This is a genomic window from Mycobacterium sp. BK086 (assembly GCA_004362315.1).
In the GTDB taxonomy this organism is placed as follows: Bacteria; Actinomycetota; Actinomycetes; order Mycobacteriales; family Mycobacteriaceae; genus Mycobacterium.
On the sequence record SNWL01000007.1, the window covers coordinates 299,401 to 325,168 of the forward strand.

The following is a 25,768-nucleotide window of genomic DNA, read 5'->3' on the forward strand; positions in this document are numbered from 1 at the left end:
TCCTTAAACCCGTACGCCCGCGCGGAACTTGGGCACCCGCATGATCACCTTCGTACCCGCATCCAGGGCCGTCTCGACCACCAGACCGTAGTCGTTGCCGAAGGCGGCGCGCAGTCGATGGTCGACATTGCTCAGCCCGACGTGGGCGCTCTGCTCACCCTCGCCAAGGACGTCGCCATGCCCGGAGCGCAGGATTTCGGGATCCATGCCGATGCCGTCGTCCTCCACGCTGATGACACAGTCGGACCCTTCGTCACGCGCGACGATTTCGATGGATCCGCCCTGCCGCCCGGCCAGGCCGTGCCGAACCGCGTTCTCCACCAGCGGTTGCAGCGCCAGGAACGGCACGACGACGGTCAGCACCTCGGGCGCGATCTGCAGTGTCACCGCCAGATTGGGGCCGAAGCGGGCGCGTTCCAGCGTCAGGTAGCGGTCGATGTTGCGCAGTTCGTCGGCCAGCACCGTGTAGGGGCCCGCGGAGCGAAACGAGTAGCGGGTGAAGTCGGCGAATTCCAGGATGAGATCGCGCGCCCGGTCGGGGTCGGTGCGGACGAACGAGGCGATGGTGTTGAGCGCGTTGTAGATGAAGTGCGGGCTGATCTGGGCGCGCAGCGCGAGCACTTCGGCGCGGTCGAGGCGGGCCCGCGACGCGTCGAGCTCGGCCAGCTCGAGTTGGCTGGCGGCGTAGCGCGCGACTTCGGCGATGGCGCCGAGCATGCCCGGCGACGGTTCGTCGGTGTTGACGACGACGAGCACGCCGATCACCGCGTCGTCGTCGTCGAGGATCGGCTGGGCGACGACGGCGGGGGACTGTTCGCGGGCCAGTACCCGGCGCTGACCGGTGATCGCGTCGCGGGCGGTGTGGTGGGAGATCTCCAGCGTGGCCGGCGTCCACAACTCGCCGGGCGGGTCGAAGGCGAGCAGGGCGGTGTCGCCGCTGTAGAGGGCGACACCGTCGGAACCGGTCAGGCCGCGCAGGTGGGGGGCGGCGGCGGCAGCGGAGTCGGCGTCCAGGCCCTTGCGCAGCGAGCGGGCCGCCAGCGAGGCGGTGTGCAGGGCGGCGTGCACCGTGCGCTCGGCGGGGGTGCTGACCACGCTGCGGGTCAGGACGGCGATGGCGCCGACGATCAGTGCGACCGCGGCCAGGGCGACCGCCAGCGCGAGCGCGACCGCACCCGACATCGTCCCTCCCGTCCTGCTCAGGCGTTCCGCCTACATCCTCACGTGCCTACACTCATCCCATGGCGAGACTGCAGCTCACCCAGGATCCCGCGTCTGACGACCTGTTGAGTGAGGATCCGTTCGCATTGCTGACCGGAATGATGCTTGATCAGCAGATTCCCATGGAAGTGGCGTTCGCCGGACCGCGCAAGATCGTCGAGCGCATCGGGGGTATCGACCCCCGGCTGGTCGCCGATTACGACCCCGAGCAGTTCACCGAGAAATTTTCGACAACGCCTGCCGTGCACCGTTTTCCGGGTTCGATGGCCAAGCGGGTGCAGGATCTGGCCCGCGAGATCGTCGACCGCTACGACGGTGACGCCGCCCAGCTGTGGCTCGACGGCAACCCCGACGGCGCCGAGGTGCTGCGCCGACTCAAGGCCCTGCCCGGATTCGGTGAGCAGAAGGCCAAGATCTTCCTGGCCCTGCTGGGCAAGCAGTACGGCGTCACCCCCAAGGGCTGGCGCGAGGCCGCCGGAGATTACGGCAGGGCCGGCACCCACATGTCGATCGCCGATGTGGTCGACAAGGGGTCGCTGGAAGAGGTCAGGGCGTACAAGAAGAAGATGAAGGCCGCAGCCAAAGCAAAGGCCGGATAACGGAGGAACCATGAAGACGCACATCAACTGCCCGTGTGGTGAGGCGATCAGCGCCAAGGACGAGGACGAACTGGTCGACCTGACCAAGCAGCACCTGGCCGCCGCGCACCCCGGCATGGACTACGGGCGGGACGAAATCCTGTTCATGGCCTACTGACTCAACGCAGTTAGGCCACCCCGACGGCGGCCTCGAGTTCCGCGAGCGCGGTTTCGGTGAGCGGAACCAGGTCGTCGACGTCGGCCACCACCTCTCGGTCGGCGATATAGCCCACGCCGATCCGGTCGGCGTAGGAGCACAACGTCACGTTGAGCGCCATCCCGTCGTACACCACTGACACGGGATAGATCTCGTCGACGCTGGCACCGTTGAAGTAGCTGTGCGTCTGGGGGCCCGGCACATTGGAGATCGGCAGGTTGTAGCTGGGCTTCACCCGCGACCCGAACGGCAGCAGCGGCGCGAGCGCGGTCGGCACGACGGCGGGCATCAGCACGATCAGCATCGCGCCGGGACCGTTGGCCGCGACCTGATGCTTGACGTTCGACATCGCGTAATGGACCAGGCTGAGCCGCTCGGCCGCGTCCTCGATGGCGGTGGGCAGCGGACACAGGCCCAGGCCGAATTGATTGCCGTGCCCGTCGTCCCCCGACGAGTCGTGCCCGCGCACCGTCACCGGACACAGCGCCACCAGGGACTCGTGCGGCAGCTCGTCCTGTTTAATCAGCCAGTCCCGCAGCACCCCGGTGATCAACGCCGTCACCACGTCGTTGCTTGTGACATCGGCGGCATCCTGGATTGCGCGAATTCGCTTGCGGTCCAAGCTCGTTGCGGCGAACACCCGATGCGGGCTGAGCTTGGTGTTGAACCGCGTGCGTGGCGCGCCGAACGGCGTCGCGACGGTCGACGTCGCCAGCCCGCCGATGATGTTGGCCACCTCCGCGGACGCGACGTGGCGGGCCAGGCTCAGCCCCGAGGCCGCGGCGCCCGCCACGTCACGCACCACCGACAGCGGATTGAGGCTCCGGCGTTTTGTCGGGTAGGTGGGAGAGGCGCCCGCGTAGAACGGCGGCATCTCGCGCCGGTCGGGATCCTCGGTGAGCGAGTCGCTGATCATCTTCAGGCCCGCGACGCCGTCGACGACGATGTGATGGATCTTGATGTACAGCGCGCACCGGTCGCCGTCGAGTCCGTCGATCAGATACGCCATCCACATCGGTGCCGACCGGTCGAGCGGCTCGGCGTGCAACTCCGACACCAGTGCCCACAGATCTTCTGTACTCGAATCGCGCGGCAGTGTCAGCCGGTGCACGTGGTGACTCAGGTCGAGGTCGGCCACGTCGCGCCACGCCCACAGGCCACCGGTCTCCACGCCGCGATGCGGGCGCCGGCGCAGCCGAGGGTCCACGGGATCCGGCGCCGTCAGCCCCTGCTCGTAGACCTCGTCGATGAACTCCGTGCCGGTCATGCCCTCGGGCGGGCTCATGATCAACGCGACCGCGACGTGCATGGGGCTGGAAATCAGCTCGGCCGTCAGCATCATCGCGTCAAAGGGATCGAGCGTCTCCATGTCGAACCGACCTAGGGTTGGGAATTCGATTTCCCAACCCTAGCGCGGCTTTTCGCGCTTTACGGCACGACGGTGGAACCGATCGTCGGCATGAAGGTGCACTGCTTGTCGACAGTGGTCACCTGGCCGAAGATCGTCGACATGATGCTGCCCGAGCCGGTATCGGCGATGGCCATCAGCGTGGTCGGCCCCGCCGCGTTCATCTCGGGGTTGGGCTTGAGAGTGGCGCTGCCGGACTTGCCGGTGGTCAGGTTGACCCACGTGACGTTCAGCGGCAGCTTCTGCTCGGCAGCCGGAGCCGGGGTGCCCACCGCGGTGAACACGTAGGCGGTCTGGCCGGCGGTCGGTCCGGGTGTGGGGATCTTCGCCGGGCCGGCGACTGAGATCGCGGTCGCGATCACGTTGCCGCCGTCCTTGAGGCAGCCGTTGCTGATCGACGGGTACATGAAGTCCTGCGTCGGCGGGGCGGCCGGGTCGTAGTTCGGCGCGGCCGCGGGTGCCGGTGCCGGGTTCGGTGTCGCGACGTTGATCGAGTTGCCGACCGGCGTCGCGCCCGGCGTCGCCGACGGGGTGACGACCTGAACCGGGGTGGGCACCTCGGGCATCGCCTCGGGTGCCGGGCCGGCGGCGTGCGCCGGGTCGATGCCGACCGGCAGATGTGCTTGGGTGCCGAAGATCGAGCTGGGTGCGGCGCCGTCGGGGAGGTGCTCGGGCAGGGGGACGGGGCCGTTTCCGGTGCCCGGCGTCATCAGCGGCGTGGTGCCGTGCGCAATGCCGGTCGCCGCGGCGGCGGGGGAAGCCGCCGACGGCAGTGCGGCCGAGGGGCCGGCGGCCCCGCCCTCCTGTACGAACTTGGTGACCTGCTCGGCAAGCGCCGCCGAGCCGCCCGGCGTGGCGGCGCCGCCTGCGAGTTGCGAAGCCGCCGCGAGCAGCAGCGACTGCGCCGATGAGGGGTTCCCCGCGGCCTGCTGAACCACCGGGCCGAGCATCTGCATGGCGTCGAGGCCGGGCAGCTGGCCGGGATCCAGCGGGATGGCCGGGTCCGCGGCCGCGACCGGGCTGAACGCCAGGTTGGTCGCGGCCACGGCGGTGGTCAGCAGAAGAGCCAGCTTGGCATTCCGCAGCACGGTGAACTCCCTCATCGGGTGGTGGTTGGTCAGGGCAGAGCGGACAGCGGCAGCAGCTGGCCGATGCCAGCGCCACCCGGAGTGGTCGGTGCCACCGGCGCACTGGCCGGCGGAACACCGGCCGGTCCGGCAACGCCGGTGGCCACGGGGGCGACCGGGGCCGGCGCGCCGACCGACAGGTTGTCGCCGACCTTGACCGGGAACGGCACGTTCGACGGCGTCAGGCTGGCCAGGTCACCGGGGACACCCAGCTGGTTCAGCAGCGGGATGATCGGTCCGGCGATGCTGCTGGCCGCGGCGGGAGCCGGAGCGGCGACGGGCGCGGTGGCCGGAACGCCACCGATCGGGGAGACCGGCAAGGTGGCCGGGGCCCCGCCGATCGGCGACACCGGCAGCGTCGACGGTGCGCCGGTCAGGGCGGATGCCCCGGACAGCGCGGTCGCGGCGCTCTGCAACACGCCGGCGGCGGCCGCCGGATTCGTCAGCAGTTGCTGGAACATGTTGAGCGCGGGCACGCCGGGAACAGCAGGCGAAACCCCCGGGTCAGCGGCGGCGGACGGGCTCAGTGCGAGCGCTGCCGAGCACAGCCCGGCAGCCGCAATTGCGTTGGCGGCGAACAGCTTTGATATACGTGACATGGTTATCCCATTCCCTTGAGTGCAGGTCTGAACCCGAAGGTAGTCCGTTACTAGAGTTACTCAAGTGACACGTGTGGTGTTTATTCAACCGTTACGGCAGTGATTGCCGATGGTGATGCCAGAGGCGGGTTGAGCCCTGAATCGAGTTGGGCGGTAACCGGTGCGCAGCGCCGGTTAGCGCGCCGAAGACCCCGGCGCAGGGTCCGTCGTTAGAGTCGCACGGTGGACACAGCGGCCCCGGTGGCCTCGGCGCGGCGAGCCTGGCTGGCGCCGGTGGTGTTGGCGGTCAGCATCGCGGCCCGACTGGCGTGGACCTACCTGGTGCCCAACGGTGCGAACTTCGTCGATCTGCACGTGTATCTCGGCGGCGCGGGCGCGCTGGATCACCCCGGCACGCTCTACTCGTACGTCTACGCCGACCAGACTCCCGACTTCCCGCTGCCGTTCACCTATCCGCCGTTCGCCGCGCTGGTCTTCTACCCGCTGCACCTGCTGCCGTTCGGACTGGTGGCGTTCTGCTGGCAGCTCGGCATCGTCGCCGCGCTCTATGGTGTGGTCCGCGTCAGCCAGCGGCTGCTCGGCGCCCAACCCTGGCAAGGCCACCATGTGCCGATGCTGTGGACCGCCGTCGGGATCTGGATCGAACCGCTGCGCAGCAACTTCGACTACGGCCAGATCAACGTCATCCTCGTGCTGGCCGTCCTCTACGCCGCCTACAGCACTCGGTGGTGGTTGTCCGGTCTGCTGGTCGGCGTGGCGGCCGGGATCAAGCTGACCCCGGCGATCACCGGGCTGTACTTCCTCGGCGTGCGCCGCTGGGGCGCGGCGGTCTTCTCCGCGGTCGTCTTCTTCGGCACCGTCGCGCTGTCGGTCGCGGTGATCGGACAGCAGGCCCGCTTCTACTTCACCGATCTGCTCGGTGACGCCGGCCGCGTCGGCCCGATCGGAACCTCGTTCAACCAATCCTGGCGCGGCGCGATCTCCCGCATCCTCGGCCACGACGCCGGCTATGGACCGATCGTGCTGGCCGGGATCGCGGTGACGGCGGTGCTGGCGCTGCTGGCCTGGCGCGCGCTGGACGGCGACCGGCTTGGCTCGCTGTTGGTGGTACAGCTGTTCGGACTGCTGATCTCACCGATCTCGTGGACCCATCACTGGGTGTGGCTGCTGCCGTTGATGATCTGGCTCATCCACGGGCCGTGGCGAACCCGAGCGGGCGCGCGCGTCCTGGGGTGGGGCTGGTTGGTGCTGACGCTGATCGGGGTGCCGTGGCTGCTGAGCTTCGCCCAGCCGACGATCTGGCAGATCAGCCGGCCCTGGTATTTGGCGTGGCCCGGCCTGGTCTACATCGTCGCGACGTTGGCGACGCTGGCCTGGATCGCGATCAGCGGTCGTCGACAATCCCGCTGATATCGGACGCCATCCGCACGTCTTTGTCGGTGATTCCGCCCTCGGAGTGGGTCACAAGAGTGAAAGTGACTGTCCGCCAACGGATATCGATATCGGGGTGATGGTCCTTGTCCTCGGCGTGTTCGGCGACCCGGCGCACGGCGTCGATGCCGTCGAGAAATGTCGGGAACTTCACCGAGCGGCGCAGGGTCCCGTCGGTGTGCTCCCAACCGTCGAGATCCTTGATGGCTGAAGCAATTTCTTCATCGGTTAGTGGCATGGGGCCAGTCTTCTCCAACGGGCGCGCGAGCGGAAGGCAAAGAAACCGGGACATCAGTCTCAATTGCGGGACATGTTTGCCAGAACGGTGCTAGGTTGCGTGCGTTGCTCGACAGGCCCCGTCTCGAGAAGAGGGACGGAATCCGGGCACATTCGCACATCAACTCCGGGGGCGCTGATGAATTCCTTTGCCATGCCTACGATCACCCGAATCAGGGCACTTCCCGTCGAATTCGGTGGTTGGCTCGGCGCGTCCGCGGTAGCCATCGGCATCGGTGCCGCGCTGGCCTCGATGCCCGCGACGGCAGCGGCCGACACGGGCAGCTCTGATGGCGCCAAAGGACCGAGCACGTCCGCCAGCAGTACCAAGTCCACCGGCCAGCATCGGCCGACCGTGCGCTCCAAGCCGCCGGCCGCGTCGAAGTCGTCGAAGCCCAAGGCGGCCGCGGCGGTCGCCGAGTCCGACTCCAGCGCGAAAGCCCCTGCGGCAGCGCGTGTGACGTTGCCCAGGGCGGCGGCGGTGCCGTCGCTGCCGACACCGGAAGACGTCGTCAGCATCTTCTTCAGCAACGGGACCGCCGCGCATCCCAATGCCGGGCTCATCGCAGGCAACGGCTACTCGTGGACGGCGGACACCTGCACCGGCGTGAACGCCTGCAAGGGCGGCAACGGCGGATTCTTCGGCGACGGCGGCGCCGGGTTCAACGGCGGCAATGGCGGCGCGGCCGGCTGGTTCGGCAACGGCGGTGCCGGCGGCGCGGGTGTGGAGGCCGGTAACGGCGGCAAGGGCGGAACCGGCGGCCTGATCGCCGGGAACGGCGGTGCGGGTGGTGCCGGCGGTGAGGCATTCGCACAGGGCACCACGGGCGGTAACGGCGGATCAGCCGGCATGTTCGGCAACGGCGGCAAGGGTGGCAAGGGCGGTGTGCTGGCCGGCGAGGCCGAGGTCGACAGCACTGGCGGCCAGGGAGGCAACGGTGGGACCGGCGGCCTCTACTTCGGCAACGGTGGCGCAGCGGGTGCCGGCGGGAACGCGATACCCATCGGCGCGACCGGCGGCGACGGCGGCCACGGCGGCGACACGGGTCTGATGTCGGTGTGGGGCTACGCCGGTGCCGGTGGTGCCGGCGGTGCATCCACCAACGGTGGCAAGGGCGGTAACGGCGGTAGCGGAGGACTGTTCTCGATCTTCTCCAACGGCGGCGCCGGTGGTGCCGGCGGCACGAGCCCGTACTACGGCGCCACCGGGGATCACGGTGGCGACGGCGGACACGGCGGCACCGGCGGACTGTGGTCGGGCAACGGTGGCGCGGGCGGCGCCGGTGGCTTCGGCGGCGGCGATGGCGGGATCGGCGGCAACGTCGGCCTGCTGTCGGTCTTTGGCAGCGGCGGTAGTGGCGGCAACGGCGGCACCGGCCAGACGGGCGTGCCCGGCACCAGCCCGGTGGTCGGCCCCAATGTCGACGGTGGGACCGGTGGCGACGGCGGACCGGGCGGCAAGGGTGGCGACGGCGGCAGCGGCAGCTTCGTTTTCGGCAGTGGCGGTAACGGCGGCGTCGGCGGCCAAGGTGGCCAGGGCGGCCAGGGCGGTAACGGCAGGTATCCCGGCACCGTCGCCGACGGGGACGGCGCGGCGGGCGGCAACGGCGGTGACGGCGGTTTCGGGGGTGCCGGAGGCGCCAACGGCGGAGCCGGGGGAGCCGGCCGGTACCTGTTCGTCATCGCCGCCAACGGCGCCAACGGGCGCAGCGGCGCCGGCGGCCGGGGCGGTAACGGTGGAGTCGGGTCGTCCGGCGGCTGGACGAACGACCCTGACGGCAACGGCGGCCTCGGCGGCTACGGCGGCACGGGTGGCGATGGCGGTGCCGGCGGTGCGAATGCGGCGGGCGGCACTGGTGGCACTGGCGGTGCCGGCGGTCGGGGCGGCCTGGGCGGATTCACCAGCGGCACAGGCGGTGACGGTGGCAACGGCGGGTACGGCGGCAACGGTGGCCTTGGCGGCACCGGCGGCGGTGACGGCGGTGACGGCGGATGGGCCGGCGCGGCCGGGTCGGGCGGAAACGGCTTCAACGGCGGCAAGGGCGCCATCGGCGGCAACGGCGGCAATGGTGGCAACGGTGGCCAGGGCGCCGGTGACGGCGGGGCGGCAGGCGGCGGCGCCAGCGGTGGCTGGGGCGGCACCGGCTCCGGTGGCACCGGCGGGCAGGGTGGAACCAACGGCGTTGCCGGAATCAACGGTGATCCGGGCGCCCCGGCCACGGCCGCGGCGGTGGCCCTGCGAGCGGCGACGCCCACTGCCGGCGCGACGGCGGCGGCCACACCGATGCAGACCCTGCAATCGATGTGGAGCGATCTCTCCCGCCAGCTGAGCTACATCTTCTTCAACCGGACGCCCACGTTGTCGCCGACGTGGTATCTCCCGTCGGGCTCCGGCAAGACGATTCGGGTGGACGCCAACGGGGTGAGCAACAACGGCTACGCCGTCACCTACGGGGTGAGCCAGCAGCCCACCCACGGCACGGTCACCTACGACAGTGCAACGGGCACATACCGATACACGCCGAACTCGGAGCTGGTCACCCCAGGTATCACCGACCGTTTCACGATCCGGGTCGACAACGGGACCGCGGCGGATCTGCCTGGCGCGCTTGGCATGTTGCAGCAGGCACTGCACACCATCGCCGTCCGGCTGGGGGTGGCCAAGCTCGACACGGTCGAACGCGAAATCGTGGTCACGGTGCCGGGCACGGGCTACTACGGCGACCGTGACAACTCCGTCTACTGGGTCAAGCAGAGCTATTCGAACTGCACCCTGATGGCCACGGCGATGGCGGTCGGCCAGGTCACCGGAAACAAGCCCGACGAGACGACGATGGTCGATCTCGCCAAGACCACGGCCAGCGTCGTCTACCCGGGCCGGCGGATGTACCTCGACGAGGACATCGCCAACGGGGTGGCGGTCAAGGACGCGGTCCAGTTGATGAACACCAACACCGACTGGAACGTCACGGCGACCACCAAGCGGTACGGCACCTACGACGAGGCGGGTAACCGGATCACCGGTGCCACGGCCACCGACGCGCAGATCGCGCTCAACGATCTGGCGGCGGCCCTGGCCGCCGGCAACGCGACCATGGTGACGATCAACACCGACTCCGTGTGGAGCACCCAGCCGGACTACCGGACGTCGGCGACGCCGAACTACACCCGCGCCAACCATGAAGCGGTGGTGATCGCCGTCGACCTGGTGGGCGGCACGGTGTACTTCAACGACAGCGGGCCCGGATATGGCCAGGACATGGCGGTCCCGATCGGTGCCTTCCTCAACGGGTGGCAGAGCAACGACTACGAGCTGACCATCGTGAAGGCGAATCCCACCACGACATAAGCTCATTGGCGTGTCCCAGATCGTCGTCGCCGGAGCCCTGATCTCCGGCGCGACGCTTCTGGTGGCACAGCGCCAGCGGCCACCCGAACTCGCCGGGCTCTGGGAGCTGCCGGGCGGCAAGGTCGCCCCGGGAGAGACCGAGGCCGACGCGCTGGTGCGGGAGCTGCGTGAGGAACTCGGGGTCGACGTCGTCGTCGGCGAGCGCGTGGGGGCGGACGTGCCGATCTCGGAGTCGTTGGTCCTGCGCGCCTACCTGGTCACTCACACGGGCGGGGCGCTGCACCCGCACGACCACCGCGCATTGCGCTGGGTCACCGCGAGCGACCTGGCGGCATTGGACTGGGTGCCCGCCGACCGGGCCTGGCTGCCGGAGCTCGCGAAACGCCTTGGGGCGTGAGCCCGTCACCCTATGATCTGGGGCGTGCTCACGGACGTCACCGCCGGCGTCGATCTGATGGACGGCCGGTTCTACGCCAGTGGACAGGCGCGCGACGCCTATCGCTGGATGCGCGACCATCAACCGGTCTTCCGGGATCGCAACGGCTTGGCCGCCGCCACCACCTACCGGGCGGTGATCGACGCCGAGCGTGCCCCCGAACTGTTCTCCAACGCAGGCGGCATTCGCCCGACCACGCCCGCATTGCCGCACATGATCGACATGGACGATCCCGCGCACCTGTTGCGCCGCAAGCTGGTCAATGCCGGCTTCACCCGCAAGCGGGTCGCGGACAAGATGAATTCCATTGAGACGCTGTGCGATACGCTGATCGACGCGGTGTGCGAGCGCGGCGAGTGTGACTTCGTCCGCGACCTGGCGGCGCCGCTGCCGATGGCCGTCATCGGCGACATGCTCGGCGTGGCACCCGAAGATCGCGCCACCCTGCTGTCGTGGTCCGACGACATGGTGGTGGCGCTGAGTTCGGTGGCCTCCGAAGAATCGTTGATGACGGCGGCCAATGCGCTGAGTTCGTACAACGAGTTCATGGGTGTATTCGTCGAGTCCCGCCGCCGTGAGCCGGCCGACGATCTGGTCAGCATCCTGATCGCCGCCGAGGTCGACGGGCAGCGGCTCACCGACGAGCAGATCCTGGCCGAAACGCTGCTGATCCTGATCGGCGGCGACGAGACCACCCGCCACACGCTGTCCGGCGGGACCGCCGAACTGAGCAGGCATCCCGATCAGTGGCAGGCCCTGCAGAACGATCCCGATCTGCTGCCCGGGGCGGTCGAGGAGATGCTGCGCTGGACCTCGCCGATCAAGAACATGTGCCGAACCCTGACCGCCGACACCGACTTTCACGGCACCGCGCTGCATGCCGGGGAGAAGATGCTGCTGCTGTTCGAGTCGGCGAACTTCGACGAGACGGTCTTCGGCGACCCCGACGTGTTCCGCATCGACCGCGCCCCCAACAACCACGTCAGCTTCGGCTTCGGTACGCACTTCTGTCTGGGCAATCAGCTGGCCCGCCTCGAGCTGACGGTCATGACCCGCCGCGTGCTGGCGCGGCTGCCGGATCTGCGGTTGGCCGACGGTGTCGACCTGCCGTTGCGGCCCGCGAACTTCGTCAGCGGGCTGGAAGCCATGCCCGTCGAATTCACCCCGACCGCACCTCTTTTCGGCTGAGGGCAGGCGCGTGGGCGTGCTCCGCTTCATCTGGCAACGGGTGCTGGCGTTCGACCGGATCGCCTCACGCATCCCCCAACTGATCCAAATCTGGCTACTGGAGCTGTTTTTCGCACTGCCGCTGGCGTTCTTCATCGGCAAGGCCATCGACATCCACGGCGCGTTCGGGGTGCCGGGCACGGGGGAGTCGATGCCCGGTGCCTTCTGGGGTGCCCTCGTCGTCGCGCTGATCGCCGGGTTCTTCTTCGTGCGCTCACTGGTCAAACCCCGCATCGTGCAAGGATCGTGGGCACCGGTGGTCCGCGCCAACGTCGGCGATTTCACCCTGTACGCCGCCAACAACGCCGCCCGCGTCAACTACGTCTACCTCAGCAGCCACCCGTCCTACGCCCTGCTGCTTCTGCTCACCGCGCCCATCCCGGCGGGGATGTTCGCGGCCACCACCAACCAGGGCGACAGCACCTTCTACTGGCGCGTCACCGGGATCGTCGGGCTGATCATCCTGGGCTGTATGGCGCTGGCGCGGGTATTGGCTTGGTACGTCTTCAGATTCGGCCGCAAGCAACTCGACGATCAGCTGTCGGGGCTGCCGGTCTCACCGCGACGGCTGTCCTGGGAGATCGCCTGGAAACCGGTGCTCATGCTGATGGTGCTGATGTACGGCATCGTCTGCATCCCGCTGGGCTGGATGTGGCTGGCCGAAAAGCGCACGATCGCGCACCTGCCCGAGGTCACCGTCGCCGACTCGCAGACCCACGTCGGCGACTACCGGCGAGTCGAAGGTCGGACGGCGTCGGAGCCGGTGTACTGGGCGCCGCGCGGTACCGGCCGAGGCGGAAACAACTTCGCGGGTGCCGGAATTCTCGTCGACCTCGAGACCGGTGGGCAGGCGCTGCTGCTCGCGGAATCCCTGTCGGTGGCCGACTTCCGCGGCGTGATGAACGACGTCGACAACGGCTTGCTGAAAGCCACCGGCAAGGTGATCGACGAGATCACCGAGGACCAGCGCACCTACTACGGTTTCGAGCCGGACGCGTTCGCCAAGCCACCGCCGGGCGGGCGCGTCATGCTTCTGCTGTCCTACCCCTAGTCACGCCGATGCGCCGCAGCGGAGCGAGGCGCTGAGAAGTGGCTACATCGGACCTAGTCACGCCGATGCGCCGCAGCGGAGCGAGGCGCTGAGAAGTGGCTACATCGGACCTAGTCACGCCGATTCGCCGCAGCGGAGCGAGGCGCTGAGAAGTGGCTACATCGGACCTAGTACCTCAGCGAGTCGCGGGTCACCCGTACGTCCGCGAATTCTCGCGGGTGATGGGCGGCATGCACCGGATGCATGAGCACGGGATGGCGGCAGTGCGCACACGATTGCGGCTGCCCGCGGTCTGAGGAGACCGTCAGGTGCCGGCAGGTGGCACATCGCACGATGTACGCCCCGCCGATCCAGTTGAGCAGTCCGAGGTAGATGGCGGCAGTGGCCGCGGTGCCCAGGACGACGATGACCGCGATGGTGAGAACTTCGTAAACCGTCATGTCAGACCTCCAATTGACGGCGGTAATTCAGGCTAGCTCCGCGGGGTTTGCGTCCGGTGTGGATTGCCTGCTGAAATGCCGAGTGTGGGGACGTATGCGACCCTGTCGCGGCAGTGCTGGCTCTTCGCCGTCGGCTCGTTCTTCTTCGCGCTGGCCACCGTCCCCGGCTTCTCGGCCGTCGCGGGTGCCGGTGCCACCAACTGGCTGTGCTTCATCGGCTCCTGGTTTTTCACCGCCGCCGCCTGGATGCAGCTGATGCTGGCCACCCCGCCGCGCAAGCTCGAATGGCTTTCGGCGGCAATCCAATTCGCGGGAACCGTGCTGTTCAACGTCAGCACCGGTGCCGCGGTGTGGGCGCATGCGACGGGGGTGCGCCGGCATTACGTGTGGGCGCCGGACGCGATGGGTTCGGTTGCCTTTCTGGTGAGTGCGGCACTCGGGGTGGCGGCGGCCACCATCGCGATCGGCCTGATCGCGCTGGGCTCGCGGGACTGGCAGGCCGAGTGGATCAACATGATCGGGTCGATCGCCTTCGGCGTCTCGGCGGTGGGGGCCTTCGTGCGGCGCACCGGGATCACCGAGGACGAGCTGATGGCCAACCTCGGGACGTTCCTCGGGGCGCTCTGTTTCCTCGGTGCGGCCCTGCTCGTGCTTCCCCGTTTTCGCAAAAGGGCACCTGCGCTGCGAGAATCAGGCACGTGAATAACCAAGACTTCCGCAATGTCGCCATCGTGGCGCACGTCGACCATGGCAAGACGACGCTGGTGGACGCCATGTTGCGGCAGTCCGGTGCGCTGACGCACCGCGGTGACGACGCGATCGAGCGCCTGATGGACTCGGGTGACCTGGAGAAGGAAAAGGGCATCACGATCCTGGCGAAGAACACCGCCGTGCATCGTCATCACCCCGACGGCACCATGACCGTGATCAACGTCATAGACACCCCCGGCCACGCCGACTTCGGCGGCGAGGTCGAGCGCGGGTTGTCCATGGTCGACGGCGTGCTGCTGCTGGTGGACGCCTCCGAGGGCCCGCTGCCGCAGACCCGGTTCGTGCTGCGCAAGGCCCTGGCCGCACACCTGCCGGTGATCCTGGTGGTCAACAAGACCGACCGGCCCGACGCCCGCATCGCCGAGGTGGTCGAGGAAAGCCACGACCTGCTGCTCGACGTCGCCTCCGATCTCGACGAGGAGGCCCAGGCCGCCGCCGAGAAGGCGCTCGACCTGCCCACGCTGTACGCGTCCGGGCGGGCCGGCATCGCCAGCACCACCGAGCCCGCCAACGGCGAGAACCCTGACGGGGAGAACCTCGACCCGCTGTTCGACGTCCTGCTCGAGCACATCCCGCCGCCGCAGGGTGACCCCGAGGCGCCGCTGCAGGCCCTGGTGACAAACCTGGACGCGTCGGCGTTCCTGGGCCGTCTCGCGCTGATCCGGATCTACAAGGGCCGTATCAAGAAGGGCCAGCAGGTGGCCTGGATGCGCGATGTGGACGGCCATCCCGTCATCACCAACGCCAAGATCACCGAGCTATTGGTCACCGAGGGCGTCGAGCGCACGCCCACAGACGAAGCGGTGGCTGGAGACATCGTGGCGGTCGCCGGTATCCCCGAGATCATGATCGGCGACACCCTGGCCGACCCCGACCATGCCCACGCGCTGCCGCGCATCACGGTCGACGAGCCCGCGATCTCGGTGACTGTCGGCACCAACACCTCGCCGCTGGCAGGCAAGGTGTCAGGCCACAAGCTGACCGCGCGAATGGTCAAGTCCCGCTTGGATTCCGAGCTGATCGGCAACGTGTCCATCAAGGTCGTCGACATCGGCCGCCCGGACGCGTGGGAGGTGCAGGGCCGTGGCGAACTCGCGCTGGCGGTGCTGGTCGAGCAGATGCGCCGCGAAGGTTTCGAACTGACCGTCGGCAAGCCTCAGGTGGTCACCAGGACCGTCGACGGCAAGCTGCACGAGCCCTTCGAAGCCATGACGATCGATTGCCCCGACGAGTTCGTCGGCGCCATCACCCAGTTGATGGCCGCCCGCAAGGGCCGCATGGAGGAGATGACCAACCACGCCGCCGGATGGGTGCGGATGGACTTCATCGTGCCCAGCCGCGGCCTCATCGGCTTCCGCACCGACTTCCTGACGCTGACCCGCGGCACCGGTATCGCCAACGCGGTGTTCGACGGCTACCGGCCGTGGGCGGGGGAGATCCGCGCCCGGCACACCGGCTCGCTGGTGTCGGACCGGTCCGGGTCGATCACCCCGTTCGCGATGATCCAGCTCTCCGACCGCGGACAGTTCTTCGTCGAGCCCGGCCAGGACACCTACGAGGGGCAGGTCGTGGGCATCAACCCGCGTGCCGAGGACCTCGACATCAACATCACCCGGGAGAAGAAGCTCACGAACATGCGGTCGTCCACCGCCGATGTGATGGAGACGCTGGCCCGGCCGCTGGAACTCGACCTGGAGCAGGCCATGGAGTTCTGCGCGGCCGACGAGTGCGTCGAGGTGACCCCGGAGATCGTCCGGGTCCGCAAGGTCGAGCTGGACGCCACCAGCCGGGCCAGGGCCAAGTCGCGGGCCAAGCAGCAGGGTTAGTGCCCGCGCCTATCGCTACTCTGATGGGCGTGCCGGACCGACATCGCAGCCTGCAAGCCGCGGCTGTGTTCGTGTCGGTGCTGGTCACCGCCGCGTGTACGGTCAGTCCGCCGCCCGCCCCGCAGAGCACCGACACGACGAACTCGCTGCCGCCGCCACCGCCGAGGGCGACCCAGATCATCATGGGCATCGACTCGATCGGCGCCGGTTTCAACCCGCATCTGCTTTCCGACCAGTCGCCGGTCAACGCGGCCATCAGTGCGCTGGTGCTGCCCAGCTCGTTCCGCCCGGTGCCCGACCCGACCACCTCGACAGGCTCGCGCTGGGAGATGGATCCCACGCTGCTGGTCTCGGCCGAGGTGACCAACCAGAACCCGTTCACCGTCACCTACAAGATCCGCCCCGAAGCGTCCTGGACTGACAACGCCCCGATCGCCGCCGACGACTTCTGGTACCTGTGGCGCCAGATGGTCAGTGAGCCGGGTGTGGTCGACCCGGCGGGCTACGACCTGATCACCGGCGTGCAGTCGATCGAGGGCGGTAAGACCGCGGTGGTCACCTTCTCGCAGCCGTATCCGGCGTGGCGGGAGCTCTTCAACGATCTGCTGCCCGCCCACATCGTCAAGGACGTGCCGGGCGGCTTCCCGGCCGGTCTGGTCCGTGCGCTGCCGGTCACCGCCGGTCAGTTCCGGGTGGACAACATCGACCCGCAGCGTGACGAGATCCTGCTGGCGCGCAACGACCGCTTCTGGGGACCGCCCGCCCACCCTGACCAGATCCTGTTCCGCCGCGCGGGTGCGCCTGCCGCACTTGCCGATTCGATCCGCAACGGCGACACACAGGTGGCGCAGGTGCACGGCGGCGCGGCGGCGTTCGCACAGTTGTCGGCCATCCCGGACGTGCGCACCGCACGCATCGTCACCCCGCGGGTCATGCAGCTGACACTGCGGGCGGTGGCGCCCAAACTCTCGGATCCTGCTGTGCGCAAAGCGATCCTGGGCCTGCTCGACGTGGACCTGCTGGCCGCGGTGGGAGCCGGCAGCGACAACACCGTCACTCTGGCCCAGGCGCAGGTCCGTGCGCCCAGCGATCCGGGCTATGTGCCGACCGCGCCGCCCGCCCTGGGCACGCAGCGGTCACTGGAGCTGCTCGAGCAGGTGGGCTTCCAAATCGACCGCACCCCAACCGAATCGCCGGTTCAGCCACCGCCGTCGGCGGGGTCGCGCACCGCCACCCCGCAGCCCGGCCCGCCGGAGATCACCCGCGGACGGATCAGCAAGGACAGCGAGACACTCTCGCTGGTGATCGGGGTGGCCGCCAACGACCCGACGTCGGTGGCCGTGGCCAACACCGCTGCCGATCAGCTGCGCAGTGTCGGCATCGCCGCGACCGTGCTGGCGCTGGATCCGCCGGTGCTCTACGGGGATGCGCTGGTGAACAACCGGATCGACGCGATCGTCGGCTGGCACGCCGCCGGTGGTGACCTGGCCACCCTGCTGGCCTCCCGCTACGGCTGCCCGGCCTTGCAGGCGACGGCCGTGTCGACCGCGCCTGCCACCACACCCGCGAGCGCGTCGCCCAGCCCGTCATCTCCGCCGTCGCCGAGCCCGGCCACCACCACGCAGACCGCCACACCGCCGCCGGCGCCCGAACCCGGTGCGCTGGTGCAGGCGCCGTCGAACCTCACCGGCATCTGTGATCGCAGCATCCAGCCCAATATCGATGCGGCCCTTGATGGTTCGGCCAAGATCGACGATGTCATCAATCTGGTCGAACCACGGTTGTGGAACCTGTCGACGGTGCTGCCGATCCTGCAGGACACCACGATCGTCGCGGTAGGCCCGAGCGTGCAGAACGTGAGCCTCACCGGGGCGGTGCCGGTCGGCATCGTCGGCGACGCCGGCCGCTGGGCCAAGGCCGCGCAGTAGGCCTAGCCGGCTTTGTGCGCGCGCTTCGAGCCGGCGACCGAACCCTTCTTCGACTGACCCGCGCTGGGCGCGGCCTTCGTCGAATTCACCTTCTTGCTTGAGGCGGCCCCGGTAGGTGCCGGCACCGTGGGGATCGGCCGTGTGGTGGCACCCGGCCCGGCAGTGAGGTCGGCGTAGATGGTCGAGCGGCCCTCGTTGATCTCGTTCACGAGGTCAGTGGTGGCGGTGGTGACCGACGCCCGGATCGGGGCGATGCCGTTGGTGAAGGCGGTGGTGAAATCGCCCGTCTGGGCCAGGGTGGCCGCGAACACCGTCGTGCCTTCGACGACACCACCCAGGACCGTGATCGGGCCGGTGACCAACGCCTGGGCGGCGATGTTGACCGCGTAGTCCACCGCGTGCTTGGAGGCGGCGAACGCCCGGTCGAGGGTGGCGCGCAACTGGAAGCCGCCGGACGGCATGCGCGGTGCGAGCAGAAGACTGAAGGTGTTCGCGATCGGCACCTGGATGGCCAGCAGCGCGACCCCGAGTGCCTGGGCGGGGTCCTGGCCGTTCTGCAGGGCTTGGACGAACGCGACCGGGCTGCTGATCAGGCCTTGGCCCAGTCCGACGAGGCCCCACCCGGTGAACGGGGCGTAGGTCGGGTCGGGCGCGGGCGTGTTCGGCCCCAGGCAGTAGGTCTCGCACTGCTGGGTGCTGCCGATCAGGATCGGCGCCGCGGCGATGACGTCGCCCAGCACGTTGATACCGATTTGGTAGGGGATGGCCCCGAACGCCGGAACGGTGAGGTCGGTGAGCTGGATCTGGGGGAGGTGCACGGAGGTGGTCCGGGCGTCCTGGCTGGGAACCAACGGACTCATGGCGATGGCGCCTGCCCCCACGAGCGCGATGCTGGTCTTATAGAGCGCGTTGATTGCTGCAGGCATTCCAAGCCCCTTCCCCCGAAATGTACCGACCTGCGAAAAGTACCTGAGAGCAAACTGAGGAAGTGGGAAATTCGCCTTTGCGGAGCGCGTTTTTTGAGAATGCAACGATCGCCTGATCGTGCGTGCTGCCGCTTTCGGCAGGTCGGGTCAGTCGGACGAGGAGTCGGAGCTGGCGCCGGACTTGGAATCCCGGGCCGAACCAGCCTTCGAACGTGTCGATCCCGAGGCCGGCTTGTCGTTGCTGTGGGCCTTGGTCGACGTCGCAGTCGACTCCGCCGACTTCGACGCGGTGGTAGGCCGGAGCACGGTGGCCGACGGCGCCTCGAGCTGCTTGCGCGCCGAATCGCCCTCGCCCGTGACGGCCCGGCCCGGACGCGCCGACCCACCCGTTGCGGGCTTCGGGGTCTCGGCCCCGGTGACCTTCTCCACCAGCCGCTTGGCAGCGGTGGGCGGCGGCACCGGCGGTGGCTGCCGGCCGTACAGGACGTCCCGGATTCCGTCGAGGATGGTCAGCGCGGGGCCGAAGAATGCTCTGACCACCGATTTGACGGTTTCGAGGACGCCGGCGACGTCCCCGTTGAGCAGGTCGAGGACCGCGGTGATCACGAATTCCGGTACCCGGATGATGACCTGGACCAGGGCGACGGATGCCTCGACGACCTTCCCACCGAGATAGGAGGTGTCGGCCACGAGGCCATTGAGAACCTGGAACACCGCGGAGCCGGTGACGTCCGAAGCAAATCCCGTGGCGGCGGCGGCGACAGCGGCATTGGCCGACTCGATGAACGGCGCGACCATGGGTTCGGGCCGGTATGCCGTTTGCTCGGGCGCGGCCGCGGCGACGACGACATCGGGGCTGACCTCAGACGAGACCTCGCGGCTGATGCGATCGGCGTCGGCGGCCAGGGCGGCCAGAATCTGCGCCAGCGCGGGGCCGAGATTCGACGTCGGCAGCTGCGGCGTCAGCGCGCTGAGCAGCGACTTGTCGGACGGGCTGAGCAGGTCGGGACTGGTCGACAGCTGAGTCGTCGAGATCTGCATGTCCCGCGATGGAGGCGCGACGGGGTTAGCGACGACCACAGTGGCCGCCACCAATGCCACTCCTGTGGTGAGGAATGGCCCCAAGGCCCGTCGCATGCCGTCTCCCTCCGCTGTTTGCGGCATGGCTAAACCAGAACGATACCTGAGAGGAGGCTGATAAGGCTAAAGACTCTTCCTGAGAATTTTTGCCATCCGGTCGGCCGGGTTCGTGGCGCGCGCTGGAGAAAATGCTTGCGGGCCAATCCAATCCGCGTGCGGAGGTGGCTAAGGCGCAGCTGAGGGTCTTCGCGCCCGCAAATATCGGAGAAACCAGATACGCGTGGGACGGCTGTGACGGGTGTCACGCGATAGATACATAGGCCGGTACAACGCCAGCAAATATCCGCCGGCGTCAGCCGATTCCGGGCCCGCCGACCGCGTGAGGCTTCTGGTAGACCAGCCACCGCATCTCGATCGGCCGTTCCTCACGGGGCACGTCGAACACGTCCTGGCCGCTGACCCAGTCGGCATACCAGCTGGTGGGAGGCCAATTCTCGGCCGGAAGGTGAGTCTTCTCGTATTCGTAGACCGACTCGTCGGACACCAGCGCCAGTGGGAACCCGGCCAGCGCCTCGGCGACCTGGTGCAGGGTGAAGATCGTCGTGTAGCACTGTTGGCCCAGCTGAAGGGCGCCTTCGTCGGGCGTGTAGTCCCGGTGGGCGACGAAGGCGTTGAACACCAACCGGCCGCCCGGGGACAGGCACTGCGAGGCCAGGTCGAAGACGCCGCGCAGTTGATCCACCGAGCGGAAGTCGGACACCACTTCGGACAGCAGGATCAGTTGATAGTCCCGGCGCAGGTCGTCCAGGGTCGCGAAGATGTCGCGCTGCAGCACGCGGACGGCCAGTGATTCCTTCTGCGCTCCGACTAGGATCGCCTCGGCGAAGGACGGCGTCATCTCCACCACGTCGACGGGGTGGCCGCGCCGGGCCAGCGCCAGGGCGTTGCGTCCGGTCCCGGCGCCCAGATCGAGGATCGGATAGGCGTGAGGGTCGGCCGCCTCGCCGGCCAGCGCCCACACCCGGGCGTCGGGCTCGGAGCCGAACAGCGGTGGTTCGCGGGTGGCGATCCAGTTCTCATAGGCGCCTTCGACCGACCACCAGCGGCACTTCACGTGGTAGTTCACCACCATGCCGACCGGGGCCTCGTAACTGATCACGATCTCCGAACGGGGAGACGCGGCGAAGGCTTCGGTCAGCTGGTCGCGCAGGATCTCGCGGAGGCTGTCGATCTGGTCGTCGGTGAACCCCCGGCCCAGGCTCTCGAACAGCGCGGCGCACATCGCCACATAGTCTTCGAGCATGCCGGGCACCGCGGGCACGACGATCTCGCCCGTGGCGATCGCCCGCCGGTGCAGTCGGCGGGCCATTGAGCTGTGTAGCGCCGAGTTGTCCACCCCGTCCTTCTACCCGATGCGGCGGCGATTGTCAGGGGTTCGTGGTTCGGCCGTGCCGCCGATGGGACACCATGTCCGAAACTGGGAATTCAGGTCACGATTGACGGATATCCAGATGCATTGATGCCCTTCTGCTTTCGAAGGCCGATATAGTCAATTGATGTCGGATGCCGACGAAGATGTCGAAGTTCGTTCTGCGCCAACGTTTACCGCGCCGACAATTTGGCAGCGGCTCGCGCCGATCGCGATTCCGCTCGCGGTGATCGCGCTGGCCCTTTCGGTCTGGGCGGTGGTGCGCGTATCGGCAAGCGACACCAATTCCGCTGCGCTGCCAGGTGATCCGAAGGTGCGCGTATGCAACGCGTTCAAGATGGTGGCCACCATGCAGGCGCGCAACGATCTGGCGCCACCCGACGCCGGCCTGGCGCTGATCGGCGGTGGCGACTATCTGCTGCGCCAGCTCGACGCCGAAACCCCGGCCCGTCTTGCCGACGCGGTCCGCGCGTTCGCCCGCGACCTGCAGGATGTCGGGATGAACGCGCTGGCCGGAGTGCCCTACAGCGATCCGCGCCAGGCCGCGCGGCAGGCCGAAGGAGATTTCGACCGCAAGCAGGTCGTCGACCTGTGTACGTGAGGTCAGTGCGGCACACGGCGCTCGGCCCGCTCTTTGAGCAGACTGTCGAGCAGATGCGCGGCGGCCGCCGCGGCGGCGAAGACGATCAGCAGCCACAGCGGCGGGCGGGCCAGCTCCCACACGAACAGTGCCGCCCACGCCGGCGCGCCCTGCGTGATGGCCAGCACGCCCGCGGCGCAGGCCAGTGAGACCGCGGGCACGCTGACCGTCAACGGGGTCCAGGTGTTGACGGCCACCGCCACCACCGAACCCATCGCGGCGCCGGTCGCCAGTGCGGGGGTGAGCATGCCGCCGACGGCGCCGGTGCGCAGGAACAGTGCGGTCAGCAGCGGCTTGAGGAGCAGGATGATCGCGGCAGAAGCGAGGGTCAGGCCGTCGGCGACGCTGACGGTCAGCACGCTCTTGCCGTTGCCGGGAAGTTCGGGCCACCAGTGCGACAGGACGCCGATCAGCAGCCCGGCGGCCGCGATCGCCGGGATGAGCAGCCACGAGTCGCCGAGCCGGCGGGCTTTCGCGGAATCCATCAGGCGGTTGAAGCCCCGCCCGACTGCCAGCGCAACCGGGGCGAGCACGATCGCGAATCCGGTGAGCAGATAGGACAATTCGGGGTTGGGCCAGTGCAGCGGCACTTCGAGGTGGGTGACCGGGGCGGCGACCGCCACCGCGATGCTCGACGTGATCAGCGCCGTGCCGACCGTTCGCAGACTCCAGCTGCGCACCACGATCTGGATGGCGAACAGTGCGCCGCCCATCGGCACGCTGTACACGGCCGCAAGGCCCGCGCCGGCCGCGCAACCGAGCAGAAGCCTGCGATCCTGCTCGGTCAACGTCCATCGCGACGTGCCCAAATCGCCGAGGGCGGCGGCGAATTGGCGGGGCGCACCTTCGCGGCCCAGGGATGCGCCCGCGCCGACCAGCAGCACTTGAAGTCCGGCGTCGACGGTCAACGCCAGCCGCTGCATCGGCCCGGGTGCCTCGATGGCGTCGGTCAGCGACGGCACCCGCGTCCGCCGGCGAAGCAGCCACCAGCCCAGGCCGGCCAGCGCGCCGCCGATCATCGGGCCGACCGCCCGTCGCACCGGACTCGAACCCGTGACACCGTCCAGCAGCGATCCGAAGCTGTAGTGATAGGTCAGATGCTCGACGGTGTGCAGCACCAACGTCGTCGCGGCGCCGGCGAGCCCGGCCAGCAGACCGATCGCCATGACCGCGCAGCCGAACTCCAGGTCGCGCCGGTTCACGGGCCGAATCTATGCCACCGGCGGCGGTAGGGTGACGCTCGTGGCTTCGCAGGAGACTCCGCGGTTGTTGTTCGTGCACGCCCACCCCGACGACGAGACGATGAACAACGGCGTCACCATCGCCCGCTACGTCGAGCGGGGCGCCGAGGTCACCGTCGTCACGTGCACCCTCGGCGAAGAGGGCGAGATCATCGACGAGCGCTGGCTGGGTCTGGCGGTCGACGAGGCCGATCAGCTCGGTGGCTACCGGATCGCCGAACTGACGAGCGCCCTGCAGAAGCTGGGCATAAGCGGGCCGCGGTTCCTGGGCGGCGCAGGCCACTGGCGGGACTCGGGCATGCCGGGCACGCCCGAGCGCGGTCGCACCAAGTTCGTCGACGCCGATTTCGACGAAGCCGTCGGCCTGTTGACCGCGGTCATCGACGAGCTACGGCCGCACGTCGTGGCGACCTATGACCCCGGCGGTGGTTACGGTCACCCCGACCACATCCAGACCCACCGCATCACCACCGCCGCCGTCGCCGCCTCGGCGTGGACGGTGCCGAAGTTCTACTGGGGTGTCATCGGGGCCACGGCTTTTCGCGATGCAGGCAACGCGCTGAGCGAGTCCGATGTGCTGGCCGACTGGATTCGGCCGCCCGCCGACGTCGTGTTCGGTTTCACCGACGACAAGATCACCGCCGTCGTCGAGGCACCCGAACATGTCGAGGCGAAGGTGGACGCCATCGAAGCCCACGCCACCCAGATGATGGTCGGCCCGACCCGGCGCGCTTTCACCCTGTCCAACAAGCTCGTTCTGCCCGTGTTGTCCGCCGAGCACTACGTCCTCGTCGAGGGCACGGCCGGTCCGACCGACGAGCGTGGTTGGGAGACCGACCTTCTGGCCGGTCTCGGCTTCGACGAGTAGACGGGGTTGAAGCGGCCGCCCGCGGGGTAGGCTGCGGTTCACCCAGCGACGAAGGGACGGCCATGGACCCCGACCTCGATCCCAACCTGCAGCACTGGCAGGACCGGGCCGACAATTTCCAATGGGTCGTCGGCTCGCTGGTTGCGGTGCTCGACAGCATCCCGACCTGACCGCCACCAAGCGTTCCGTCGCGGTCGCCGAGGACCCGGGCGCGACCGATCCGGCCATCCGCACCGTCGTGCTCGCGCTGCTGGCCGTCGACGGCGTCATCTCGGCGGTGGCCGGAGCGCTGCTTCTCCCGTTCTATCTGGGTTCGGTGCCGTTCCCGATCAGCGCCTTGGTCAGCGGTCTACTGAACCTCGCACTGGTGTGGGCGGCCGTGCACTGGACGGATTCCGCCCGTCTTGCCGCACTGCCATTGATGACCTGGCTGGTGACCGTCGCCGCGCTGACCCTGGGCGGGCCGGGCGGTGACATCGTGTTCGGCGGCCCCGGCCTGATGGCCTACTCGGTGCTGGTGTTCCTGGCGCTCGGCGCCGCGCCGCCGGCATGGTTCCTGTGGCGGCGCCCCCGCTAGTCGGCGCTCTTGTTTGCCTTCGGGCCGTGGCTTCGTGCCGACCCGCCGGTGGACTTCTTCGGTCCGCTGTCAGTACCCGACTTGGCCGAGCCGCTCTTAGGTGACGACGTGCCGGCACCGGCCTTGGGGGTCTTGGCCGCGGTCGGCGTGCTGGCGGCCGCGACGACGACCGTGTCACCCGTCGTATCGGTTGTGTCCGTCGCATCCGTCGTATCGGGATCCTGTTTGGTGGCCTGCGGCCGCGCGGAATGACCCGTCCCCGAGGATTTGGTCGTCGTCGTGGTCTTCTCCGCGGCCGCGGCGGAATTTGCCGCACCGGCGGGCACTTTGAAGCCGAAGATCGGCGGCAGTGGCGGCAGCGGGAAGGGGAACCAGGCCAAGCTGAAGACGTAGGCGATCTCCTGCTGCGTCACGACGCCCAGTTGGACCCTGGTGGTGTTGGCGAGTGCGGTCAGCCCGTCACGCCACACATTGAAGTTCCAGAAGTCGTTGACCACCGGGTCGAGGAAGTCGTAGACGAAGCTGGCGGAGACCGGCACGGTGAAGTTCGGGTACCAGATGTAGAGCTGGTCGCTGATGAGGTAGCCGAACGGGACCCATCCCAGTAAATACGGCCCGAGTTCCAGGGCCCAGTAGTCCGCCCAGTACATGATCGCGCCGTAGACCGCGTCGATGGCGTCGGAAACGTTGTTGTTGGCTTGCGCCGACTTCTGCGCCAGGGGTTGCTGCACGGCCGCGGTGGGTGCGTTCTGACCGAGTGTCGCGGCAGCGGCGTTGACCTGGTTGACCAGCGGCTGCACCGCCGCCGACAGGCGTACGGTGTCGACCGTGACCGAGGCCGGCGCCAATGGCTGGATCGGGGCGATCGCGACGGATCCGGCCACCATCGCCGCCATACCTGCGCTCAGATACGAACGGATGGACACGGTCATGGCAAAACCCCCGGATTCGGATTGCAGCTAACAATGACAATTTACGTTGCCGGCAGCCCGGTGTTACAAATTTCTTTGCCGTGTTTGCAGGTTTGTGACCCGCTGAGACACGCGGCCACGCCGCTTAATGCGAGTACTACTGTGTGGACCATGTCCGTCACCCGAGTTTCAGATTGTGAGACGCGCGGAT

Annotated in this window: 24 protein-coding genes; 13 read left to right on the top strand and 11 right to left on the bottom strand. The window is 68.5% G+C overall.

Annotation, left to right across the window (positions count from 1 at the left end; all coding sequences use genetic code 11):
- Nucleotides 1-3: 3 nt before the first annotated feature.
- On the bottom strand, nt 4-1,182 hold the full coding sequence (locus EV580_RS25190) for a sensor histidine kinase (protein ID WP_133694634.1): 1,179 nt from the start codon (nt 1,180-1,182) through the stop codon (nt 4-6).
- 59 nt (nt 1,183-1,241) lie between these two features.
- On the opposite strand from EV580_RS25190, the gene EV580_RS25195 reads away from it, so the two are divergent.
- Nucleotides 1,242-1,820 (top strand): HhH-GPD-type base excision DNA repair protein, encoded by a 579-nt coding sequence (locus EV580_RS25195; RefSeq protein ID WP_133694636.1) that lies wholly within the window; start codon nt 1,242-1,244, stop codon nt 1,818-1,820.
- A 10-nt stretch (nt 1,821-1,830) separates the two neighbouring features.
- Nucleotides 1,831-1,977, top strand: coding sequence for a hypothetical protein (locus tag EV580_RS25200; protein ID WP_005147085.1), 147 nt, complete (start codon nt 1,831-1,833; stop codon nt 1,975-1,977).
- A 10-nt stretch (nt 1,978-1,987) separates the two neighbouring features.
- On the opposite strand, the gene EV580_RS25205 is transcribed toward EV580_RS25200, so the two are convergent.
- Genes EV580_RS25205 through EV580_RS25215 form a run of 3 tightly spaced genes read right to left on the bottom strand, consistent with a single transcriptional unit; the run spans nt 1,988 to nt 5,150 of the window.
- On the bottom strand, nt 1,988-3,385 hold the full coding sequence (locus tag EV580_RS25205) for a wax ester/triacylglycerol synthase family O-acyltransferase (protein WP_133694637.1): 1,398 nt from the start codon (nt 3,383-3,385) through the stop codon (nt 1,988-1,990).
- Nucleotides 3,386-3,444: 59 nt separating this feature from the next.
- Nucleotides 3,445-4,527, bottom strand: a complete 1,083-nt coding sequence (locus tag EV580_RS25210; RefSeq protein ID WP_166654880.1) for an Rv1157c family protein — start codon at nt 4,525-4,527, stop codon at nt 3,445-3,447.
- Between the two features lie 14 nt (nt 4,528-4,541).
- Entirely contained in the window at nt 4,542-5,150 is a 609-nt protein-coding gene (locus tag EV580_RS25215; RefSeq protein WP_133694639.1) for a hypothetical protein, read from the bottom strand.
- 240 nt (nt 5,151-5,390) lie between these two features.
- Here EV580_RS25215 and EV580_RS25220 point away from each other — a divergent pair, with 240 nt between their 5' ends.
- Nucleotides 5,391-6,560, top strand: coding sequence for a mannosyltransferase (locus EV580_RS25220; protein WP_166654903.1), 1,170 nt, complete (start codon nt 5,391-5,393; stop codon nt 6,558-6,560).
- Here the strand turns inward: EV580_RS25220 and EV580_RS25225 are convergent.
- Complete coding sequence (locus EV580_RS25225) at nt 6,535-6,819, bottom strand: 4a-hydroxytetrahydrobiopterin dehydratase (protein ID WP_133694642.1); 285 nt, start codon at nt 6,817-6,819, stop codon at nt 6,535-6,537. The genes EV580_RS25220 and EV580_RS25225 overlap by 26 nt on opposite strands.
- A gap of 192 nt (nt 6,820-7,011) precedes the next feature.
- Here EV580_RS25225 and EV580_RS33910 point away from each other — a divergent pair, with 192 nt between their 5' ends.
- The 4 genes from EV580_RS33910 to EV580_RS25250 are packed head-to-tail and all read left to right on the top strand — an operon-like array spanning nt 7,012 to nt 12,920.
- Entirely contained in the window at nt 7,012-10,206 is a 3,195-nt protein-coding gene (locus tag EV580_RS33910; RefSeq protein ID WP_166654881.1) for an Ig-like domain-containing protein, read from the top strand.
- Between the two features lie 10 nt (nt 10,207-10,216).
- Nucleotides 10,217-10,603: a (deoxy)nucleoside triphosphate pyrophosphohydrolase gene (locus EV580_RS25240; RefSeq protein ID WP_133694644.1), complete on the top strand. Its 387-nt coding sequence runs from the start codon at nt 10,217-10,219 to the stop codon at nt 10,601-10,603.
- 12 nt (nt 10,604-10,615) lie between these two features.
- Nucleotides 10,616-11,830, top strand: a complete 1,215-nt coding sequence (locus EV580_RS25245) for a cytochrome P450 (RefSeq protein ID WP_133694645.1) — start codon at nt 10,616-10,618, stop codon at nt 11,828-11,830.
- 10 nt (nt 11,831-11,840) lie between these two features.
- Nucleotides 11,841-12,920, top strand: coding sequence for a hypothetical protein (locus tag EV580_RS25250; protein WP_133694647.1), 1,080 nt, complete (start codon nt 11,841-11,843; stop codon nt 12,918-12,920).
- A gap of 167 nt (nt 12,921-13,087) precedes the next feature.
- Here the strand turns inward: EV580_RS25250 and EV580_RS25255 are convergent, their stop codons facing one another.
- Nucleotides 13,088-13,360 carry a hypothetical protein gene (locus tag EV580_RS25255; RefSeq protein ID WP_133694649.1) on the bottom strand — a complete coding sequence of 91 codons (273 nt, stop codon included), beginning with the start codon at nt 13,358-13,360 and terminating at the stop codon, nt 13,088-13,090.
- A 75-nt stretch (nt 13,361-13,435) separates the two neighbouring features.
- Here EV580_RS25255 and EV580_RS25260 point away from each other — a divergent pair, with 75 nt between their 5' ends.
- Genes EV580_RS25260 through EV580_RS25270 form a run of 3 tightly spaced genes read left to right on the top strand, consistent with a single transcriptional unit; the run spans nt 13,436 to nt 17,885 of the window.
- Nucleotides 13,436-14,062, top strand: coding sequence for a hypothetical protein (locus tag EV580_RS25260; RefSeq protein WP_133694650.1), 627 nt, complete (start codon nt 13,436-13,438; stop codon nt 14,060-14,062).
- Nucleotides 14,059-15,957 carry a translational GTPase TypA gene (gene typA, locus EV580_RS25265; RefSeq protein ID WP_133694652.1) on the top strand — a complete coding sequence of 633 codons (1,899 nt, stop codon included), beginning with the start codon at nt 14,059-14,061 and terminating at the stop codon, nt 15,955-15,957. The genes EV580_RS25260 and typA overlap by 4 nt, the downstream gene beginning before the upstream one ends.
- Before the next feature lie 23 nt (nt 15,958-15,980).
- Nucleotides 15,981-17,885, top strand: a complete 1,905-nt coding sequence (locus EV580_RS25270; RefSeq protein WP_133694653.1) for an ABC transporter family substrate-binding protein — start codon at nt 15,981-15,983, stop codon at nt 17,883-17,885.
- Between the two features lie 2 nt (nt 17,886-17,887).
- On the opposite strand, the gene EV580_RS25275 is transcribed toward EV580_RS25270, so the two are convergent.
- The 3 genes from EV580_RS25275 to EV580_RS25285 form a co-directional block, all read right to left on the bottom strand.
- Nucleotides 17,888-18,811 (bottom strand): hypothetical protein, encoded by a 924-nt coding sequence (locus EV580_RS25275; protein ID WP_133694655.1) that lies wholly within the window; start codon nt 18,809-18,811, stop codon nt 17,888-17,890.
- A 147-nt stretch (nt 18,812-18,958) separates the two neighbouring features.
- Nucleotides 18,959-19,948, bottom strand: coding sequence for a hypothetical protein (locus tag EV580_RS25280; RefSeq protein WP_133694657.1), 990 nt, complete (start codon nt 19,946-19,948; stop codon nt 18,959-18,961).
- Between the two features lie 295 nt (nt 19,949-20,243).
- Entirely contained in the window at nt 20,244-21,260 is a 1,017-nt protein-coding gene (locus tag EV580_RS25285; protein ID WP_133695031.1) for a class I SAM-dependent methyltransferase, read from the bottom strand.
- A gap of 187 nt (nt 21,261-21,447) precedes the next feature.
- Between EV580_RS25285 and EV580_RS25290 the strand changes: the two genes are divergently transcribed.
- Nucleotides 21,448-21,921, top strand: a complete 474-nt coding sequence (locus EV580_RS25290; RefSeq protein WP_133694659.1) for a hypothetical protein — start codon at nt 21,448-21,450, stop codon at nt 21,919-21,921.
- 2 nt (nt 21,922-21,923) lie between these two features.
- On the opposite strand, the gene EV580_RS25295 is transcribed toward EV580_RS25290, so the two are convergent.
- On the bottom strand, nt 21,924-23,162 hold the full coding sequence (locus EV580_RS25295) for a chloride channel protein (protein ID WP_133694660.1): 1,239 nt from the start codon (nt 23,160-23,162) through the stop codon (nt 21,924-21,926).
- 40 nt (nt 23,163-23,202) lie between these two features.
- Here EV580_RS25295 and mshB point away from each other — a divergent pair, with 40 nt between their 5' ends.
- Nucleotides 23,203-24,069 (top strand): N-acetyl-1-D-myo-inositol-2-amino-2-deoxy-alpha-D-glucopyranoside deacetylase, encoded by an 867-nt coding sequence (gene mshB / locus EV580_RS25300; RefSeq protein ID WP_133694662.1) that lies wholly within the window; start codon nt 23,203-23,205, stop codon nt 24,067-24,069.
- 121 nt (nt 24,070-24,190) lie between these two features.
- Complete coding sequence (locus EV580_RS25305) at nt 24,191-24,646, top strand: hypothetical protein (protein ID WP_166654882.1); 456 nt, start codon at nt 24,191-24,193, stop codon at nt 24,644-24,646.
- Here the strand turns inward: EV580_RS25305 and EV580_RS25310 are convergent.
- Nucleotides 24,643-25,578 carry a hypothetical protein gene (locus EV580_RS25310; RefSeq protein ID WP_133694664.1) on the bottom strand — a complete coding sequence of 312 codons (936 nt, stop codon included), beginning with the start codon at nt 25,576-25,578 and terminating at the stop codon, nt 24,643-24,645. The two genes, EV580_RS25305 and EV580_RS25310, sit on opposite strands and share 4 nt — an antisense overlap.
- Between the last annotated feature and the right edge of the window lie 190 nt (nt 25,579-25,768).